Origin of the sequence: Micromonospora sp. NPDC048843 (genome assembly GCF_040649965.1) — a bacterium.
GTDB lineage: Bacteria > Actinomycetota > Actinomycetes > Mycobacteriales > Micromonosporaceae > Micromonospora > Micromonospora hortensis.
The window spans coordinates 1-7,575 of the sequence record NZ_JBEZGJ010000253.1; the positions used below are offsets into that span (position 1 = coordinate 1).

Sequence of the window (7,575 nt, forward strand, 5' to 3'; positions counted from 1 at the left end):
CGATGACGTCCTGTGTGCGGCGGGCCACGAGTTCGACCTGTCGGCCGAGGCGCCGTTGCGGGCCTGGTTGGTGCGGGTGAGTCCGGTCGAGCATGTGTTGCTGGTGCTGGTGCATCACATCGCGGCGGACGGTTGGTCGATGCCGTTGCTGGCCGGGGATCTGACGACCGCGTACGCCGCTCGTGTGGCGGGGGGTGCTCCGGGTTGGCGGCCGTTGCCGGTGCAGTACGCCGATTACACGCTGTGGCAGCGGGAGGTGCTGGGCTCCGAGGAGGACCCGGACAGCCCGCTGTCGAGGCAGCTCGCGTACTGGCGCGAGGCGCTGGCCGACCTGCCGGACGAGCTGACCCTGCCGGTGGACCGGCCCCGCCCGGCCACCGGCAGCAACCGCGGCTCGCGGCTCGCGTTCACCGTGCCCGTCGAGGTGCACCAGGCGCTGCGCGAGCTGGCCCGGCGCCACCACGTCAGCGTCTTCATGGCCACCCAGGCCGCGCTCGCCGCCCTGCTCTCCCGGCTGGGCGCGGGCGACGACATCCCGCTCGGCGCCCCGATCGCCGGGCGCACCGACGGCGCCCTCGACGATCTGGTCGGCTTCTTCGTCAACACGCTGGTGCTGCGCACCGACCTGTCCGGCAACCCGACCTTCGTCGAGCTGCTCGCCCGGGTGCGGGAGACGAACCTGGCCGCGTACGCCCACCAGGACGTACCGTTCGAGCGGCTGGTCGAGGCGCTCGCTCCACCGCGGGCGATGGCCCGACACCCGCTGTTCCAGACGATGATCACCTGGAACAACCACGACGCGCCCGGTGAGTCCACCGCCGCACGGCTGCCCGGGCTCACCGTCGAGCCGTTCCAGACCGGATCCGGCACCGCGAAGTTCGACCTGCTCTTCGGCATGGTCGAGCGGAACGGGCTGGCCGGCGTGCTGGAGTTCAGCCACGATCTGTTCGACGCGCGGACCGCGGAACTCGTCGTCGACCGGTTCCAGCGGATGCTGGCCGGGCTGGTCGCCGACCCGGACCGCCCGGTCGGCGACGTGGACCTGCTCGGCGACGCCGAACGCCGGCGCGTGCTGACCACCTGGAACGACACCGCGGTGCCGATCCGGGACTCCTCGCTGCCGGCGATCTTCGAGGCGCAGACGGCCGGCAAGCCGGACGGCACCGCCGTGGTGGCCGGGAAGGACCGGCTCTCCTACCGGGAGGTCGACGTCCGCGCCAACCGGCTCGCCCGGCTGCTGCTGCGGCGCGGTGCCGGTCCCGAGCGGACGGTCGCGCTGGCCCTGCCGCGCACCGCCGACGTGCCGGTCTCGGTGCTCGCGGTGCTCAAGGCCGGTGCGGCGTACCTGCCGGTCGACCCGGCGTTGCCGGCCGAGCGGATCGGCCACATGCTCGCCGACGGCCGCCCGGCGCTGCTGGTCACCACTCGTGCGCTGGCCGGCACGCTGCCGTCTGGCGACGCCACCCCCCGGCTTGTCCTGGACGAGCCGGCGGTGCTGGCCGAACTGGCCCGCCTGGGCGAGGAATCCATCACCGACGCCGAGCGCGGCACTGTGCTGAGACCGGAGCACCCGGCGTACGTCATCTTCACCTCCGGCTCCACCGGGCGCCCCAAAGGCGTCGTCATGCCGGCCGGCTCGATGATCAATCTAGTGTCCTGGCAACAGCGGGCCATGCCCGCCGGACCGGGCGTGGTGACCAGCCAGTTCGCCGCGGTCAGCTTCGACGTGTCCGCCCAGGAGATCCTGTTCGGCCTGCTCACCGGCCGCACGTTGGTGACCTGCCCGGAGGAGGTCCGGCGCGATCCCGAGGCGCTCGCGCGGTGGCTCGCCGAGCACGAGGTCGCCGAATTCTTCGGCCCCAACCTGGTGGTCGACGCGCTCTGCGCGGCCGGGAACGGCGCCGACCTGCCCACACTCACCGACATCGTGCAGGCGGGCGAGGCGCTCTCCCTCGGTCCCGCCGTGCGTGACCGGTTCGCCGCCCGCCCGGGTCGCCGGCTGCACAACCAGTACGGGCCGACCGAGACGCACGTGGTCACTGCGTACCGGCTGCCCGCCGACGTCGCCGCCTGGCCGCGCACCGCCCCGATCGGCCGTCCGATCGACAACATCCGGGCGTACGTGCTCGACCGCGCGCTGCGCCCGGTGCCGGTCGGCGTACCCGGGGAGCTGTATCTGGCCGGGGCCGGGCTGGCCCGCGGCTACGTCAACCGTCCCGGGCTGACCGCCGAGCGGTTCGTCGCCGCATCCGTCGGATCGGCCGGCGAGCGCATGTACCGCACCGGCGACCTGGTACGCTGGACCGAGGACGGCGAGCTGGTCTACCTCCACCGCGTCGACCAGCAGGTCAAGATCCGCGGGTTCCGGGTGGAACTCGGCGAGATCGAGTCGGCGCTCACCCGCCACCACGGCGTGCGGCGCTGCGCGGTCGTCGCGCACACCCGGCCGGGCGGCGACCCGGGCGCGGCGGGCCACCGGCAGCTCGTCGCGTACGTCGTCCCGACCGGCGACGCCGACCCCGCCGGATGGCGTGCGCACCTGAGCAAGCTGCTGCCCGACTACATGGTGCCGACCGCGTTCGTCCCGCTCGCCGAGCTGCCGCTCACCCCGCACGGCAAGCTGGACCGCCGGGCGTTGCCCGAGCCGGTCGTCGCCGCGGATTCGCGGGCCGCCCGCGGCCCGCGGGAGGAACTGCTGTGCGGCCTGTTCGCCGAGGTGCTCGGCCTGCCCGAGGTCGGCGTCGACGCCGACTTCTTCGCGGCTGGCGGGCACTCGTTGGTGGCCACCCGGCTGATCGGCCGGATCCGTTCGGTGCTCGGGACCGAGCTGCCGGTGCGGGCGTTGTTCGAGGCGCCGACGCCGGCCGCGCTCGCCGCCCGGCTCGACGGGGCCGCCGCGGCCCGCACCCCGCTGCGTCCACAGCCCCGGCCCGGTCGGATCCCGCTCTCGTTCGCCCAGCGACGGATCTGGTTCCTCAACCGGTTCGACGCCGCCGCCGGCATTTACAACATCCCGCTCGCCGTACGGCTGACCGGTGCGCTCGACGTCGACGCGCTGCGGGCCGCGCTGGCCGACCTGGCCGGGCGGCACGAATCGCTGCGCACGCTGGTCGCCGAGGACGCCGACGGCCCGTACCAGGTCGTCCAGGACCGGGCCGAGCCGCCACTGACCGTGGAGCGGGCCGATCCGGGCACCTTGGACGAGCGGCTGTCCGGAGTCGTGCGCCAGGGCTTCGACCTGGCCGCCGAGACCCCGCTGCGGGCACGGCTGCTCGAACTGGGTCCGCAGGAGCACGTCCTGCTGCTCGTCCTGCACCACATCGCCGGTGACGGCGCCTCCCTGGAGCCGCTCTTCGCCGACCTCGCCACCGCGTACGACGCCCGGTCCGCCGGCGCCGAGCCCGCCTGGATCCCGCTGCCGGTGCAGTACGCCGACTACGCGCTCTGGCAAATCGGCGAGGCCGGCGCCGAGGACGACCCGGGCAGCCGGCTGGCCCGGCAGATCGCCTACTGGCGGTCCCACCTGGACGGGCTGCCGGAGGAACTCGCGCTGCCGGTCGACCGGCACCGCCCGCCGGTCAGCTCGCACCGCGGCGCGGTGGTCGAGTTCGAGCTGCCCGAGGGTCTGTTCCGGCGGATCACCGAGCTGGCCCGGCAGCGGCGGGTGACCCCGTTCATGGTGGTCCGCGCGGCCCTCGCGACCCTGCTCGGCCGGCTCGCCGGCACCACCGATGTGCCGATCGGCGCGTCGGTCGCGGGCCGCGACGACGACGCGCTGACCGGCGCGATCGGCCTGTTCGTCAACACACTCGTGCTGCGCACCGACCTGTCCGGCGACCCCGGCTTCGATGAGCTGCTCGACCGGGTCCGCGAGAGCGACCTCGCCGCGTACGCCCACCAGGACGTGTCCTTCGAGCGCCTGGTCGAGCTGCTCAACCCGGTCCGGTCGCTGGCCCGGCACCCGCTGTTCCAGACGATGCTGACCTGGCACGCCCCGGCCACCGGCGGTGGCCCGCGGCAGCTCGGCGGGCTGGCCGCGACGATGCTCGGCACCCCGGCCACCACCGCGCGCTTCGATCTGTCGTTCGCCTTCCAGCAGCGTGGCGCGGGCAGCCTGCATGGCGCGCTCTCCTACAGCACCGACCTGTTCGACGAGCGGACCGTGGTCGCGCTCACCCAGCGCCTGGTCCGGCTCCTCGACGCGGCGGTCGCCGACCCACGGCGCCCGGTGTCCGATCTGGACCTGCTCGGCGACGACGAGCTGACGCAGGTGTTGACGGGCTGGAACGCCCCGGTCCGCACGGACGCCGCCCCCACCCTGTTGAGCATGTTCCGGCGGCAGGTTGCGGCCACTCCGGACGCCCCCGCGGTGGCCGGCGACTTCGGCAGCATCTCCTACCGCGAGCTGGACGACCGTTCCGCCCGGCTGGCCGGGCTGCTCACCGAACGCGGCGCCGGCCCCGAACGGTACGTCGCGGTGGCCGTACCCCGCGACGCCGTCCTGGTCGTCGCGCTGCTCGCGGTGCTCCGGGCGGGCGCGGCCTACCTACCGGTCGACCCCGACTTCCCAGCCGACCGGATCGCGCTCATGCTCGCCGACGCCCGCCCGGCCGTGCTGTTGACCACCGCCGCGATCAGCGAGCAGCTGCCGGAGACCGACCTGCCCCGGATCGTGGCCGACGCGCCGTGGACAACGCTGGCGCTGGCCGAGCGTGACCCGGTCGGCCCGGACGTGGCCGAACACCCGGACCGGGCGGCCTACGTCATCTACACCTCCGGCTCCACCGGACGGCCCAAGGGCGTCGTGGTGCCGCGCGGCGCCGTCGACAACTTCCTCGACGCGATGCACAAGCGGTTCCCGATCGGGGTCGGCGACCGGCTGCTCGCGGTCACCACGGTCAGCTTCGACATCGCCGTGCTGGAGCTGTTCCTCCCGCTGATCGCCGGAGCGACGGTGCTGCTCGCCGACCGGGACGTCGTGCGTGACCCAGTGGCACTGTGCGAGCGGATCGACCGTCACCGCGTCTCGATCATGCAGGCCACCCCGAGCCTGTGGCGGGCCGTGACCGCCGAGAACCCGGACGCGACCGCCGGGCTGCGGGTACTGGTCGGTGGTGAGACGCTGCCGCCGGACCTGGCCGGACGACTGACCGCGTCGGCGGCCGAGGTGACGAACCTGTACGGGCCGACCGAGACCACCGTCTGGTCGACGGCGGGCGTGGTGGACCCCGCGTCGGCGGCCGCCCCGACGATCGGCTCCCCGATCCTGGACACCCAGGCGTACGTGCTCGGGGCCGCGCTGCGCCCGGTGCCGCCGGGTGTCGCCGGCGAGCTGTACCTGGCCGGCGGCGGCCTGGCCCGCGGCTACCATGGGCGGCCGGCGCCCACCGCGGAGCGCTTCGTCGCCTGCCCCTTCGGCCCGCCCGGCCGGCGCATGTACCGCACCGGCGACCTGGCCCGGCGCGACGCCGACGGCCACCTGCACTATCTCGGCCGCGTCGACCACCAGGTCAAGCTGCGCGGCTTCCGGATCGAGCTGGACGAGATCAGTGCGGTCCTCACCGCACATCCGCGGGTGAGCCAGGCTGTCGCGGTGATCCGCGAGGACGTGCCAGGGGACCGCCGGCTGGTCGCGTACGTGGTCGCCGGCCACCCCGCGCCGACCGAGGATGAGCTGCGTGAGCGGGCCGCCCGGTCCCTGCCGGACTACATGGTCCCGTCGGCCACCGTGCTGCTGGACGCGCTGCCGCTGACCCCGAACGGCAAGGTGGACCGCCGGGCGCTGCCCGCACCCCGGACCACCGCAGAGGCCGGTCGGGCTCCTCGCGGGCCCCGCGAGGAGTTGCTCGCCCGGCTGTTCGCGCACGTGCTGGGCCGTCCCGGCATCGGCGTCAACGAGTCGTTCTTCGCGGCCGGCGGGCACTCGTTGCTGGCTGCCCGCCTGGTCGCCCGGATCCGCTCGGCGCTCGGCGTGGACCTCGCCGTCCGTACGCTGTTCGAGGCGCCGACCGTCGCCGGCCTGGCCGCGCGGCTGGACGGCGCCGGCTACCGCCGGAGCACCCCGCTGGCCGCTGGGCCCCGCCCGGAGCGGGTGCCGCTTTCGCACACCCAGCGCCGGTTGTGGATCCTCAGCCGGCTGGACGGCGACAGCTCGCTCTACCACATGCTGACGGTGCTGCGGCTGACCGGAGAACTCGACGTGGTCGCGCTGCGGGCCGCGTTCGCCGACGTGGTGGACCGGCACGAGAGTCTGCGCACGGTGTTTCCGGAGGACACCGGCGGCGTGTACCAGCTCGTCCTGCCGGCCGAGGTGGCCGCGCCCGAGGTGGTCGCGGAGCGGGTCGAGCCGGCCGCCCTCGACGAGGTGAAGGAACGGGCCGGCCGGGCGGGGTTCGACCTCGCGACCGAGGCGCCGCTGCGGGTCCGGCTGCTGCGCACCGGGCCGGATCAGCACGTGCTGGTGATCGTGCTGCACCACATCGCGGGCGACGGCTGGTCGGCCGGTATCCTCGCCCGCGACCTCGCCACCGCCTATGCCGCACGCAGTGCGGGCGTGGCACCGAAATGGGCGCCGCTGCCCGCTCAGTACGCCGACTTCACCCTCTGGCAGCGCGCCGAGCTGGGCACCGAGGACGACCCGGACAGCCCGATCAGCCGGCAGCTCGACTACTGGATCCGGCAGTTGGCCGGGCTGCCCGAGCAGTTGCCGCTGCCCACCGACCGGCCCCGCCCGGCCGTGCCTTCGCACCGCGGTGACCTGGTTCGCTTCGAGCTGCCGGTGGACCTGCACGAGCGCCTCGCGGCGCTGGCCGCCGAGCACGGGGCCACGCTGTTCATGGTGGTGCAGGCGGCGCTGGCCGCGCTGCTGTCCCGCTCCGGCGGCGGGGTCGACGTGCCGCTGGGCACCCCGGTCGCGGGCCGCGCCGACGAGGCGGTCGAGGACCTGGTCGGGTTCTTCGTCAACACGCTGGTGCTGCGCACCGACCTGTCCGGGACCCCGACGTTCGGCGAGCTGATCGACCAGGTCCGCGAGCGTGACCTGGGCGCGTACGCCCACCAGGACCTGCCGTTCGAGCGACTGGTCGAGGTGCTCAAGCCGAACCGCTCGCTGGCCCGGCACCCGCTGTTCCAGACCATGGTGGTGTGGAACAACACCGACCGCCGGGAGGCCGACGACGCGCTGGTCGCGCTGCCGGGCCTGACGGTCAGCACCATCCCCGGCGGCAGTGTGGTGACCAAGTTCGACCTCTCGTTCCGCTTCGTCGAACGGCACCGCGCCGACGGGCTGCCCGGAGGGATCGCGGCCGCCCTCGAGTACGCCACCGAGTTGTTCGACCGGTCCACCGCGGAGCGGCTCACCCGCCACCTGGTGCGGCTGCTTACGCTCGCCGCCGCCGAGCCGGACCGGCCGCTTGCCGGTATCGACCTGCTCGAGGAGGCCGAGCGCCGACGCATCGCGGAGCTTTCCGCCGGCGAACCGCGGCCGTTGGATTTTCGTAGCTTGCCGGAGTTGTTTGCGGCGCGGGTGGCGGTGTCGCCGGGTGCGGTGGCGGTGTCGTCGGGTGGTGTGGATCT

General features: G+C 74.2%; 1 protein-coding gene. It reads left to right on the forward strand.

Going from position 1 to position 7,575, the window contains the following annotated elements:
• Positions 1–7,575 (forward strand): amino acid adenylation domain-containing protein (locus tag AB0C20_RS33630; protein WP_357569515.1); only part of this gene is annotated, 7,575 nt, incomplete at both ends.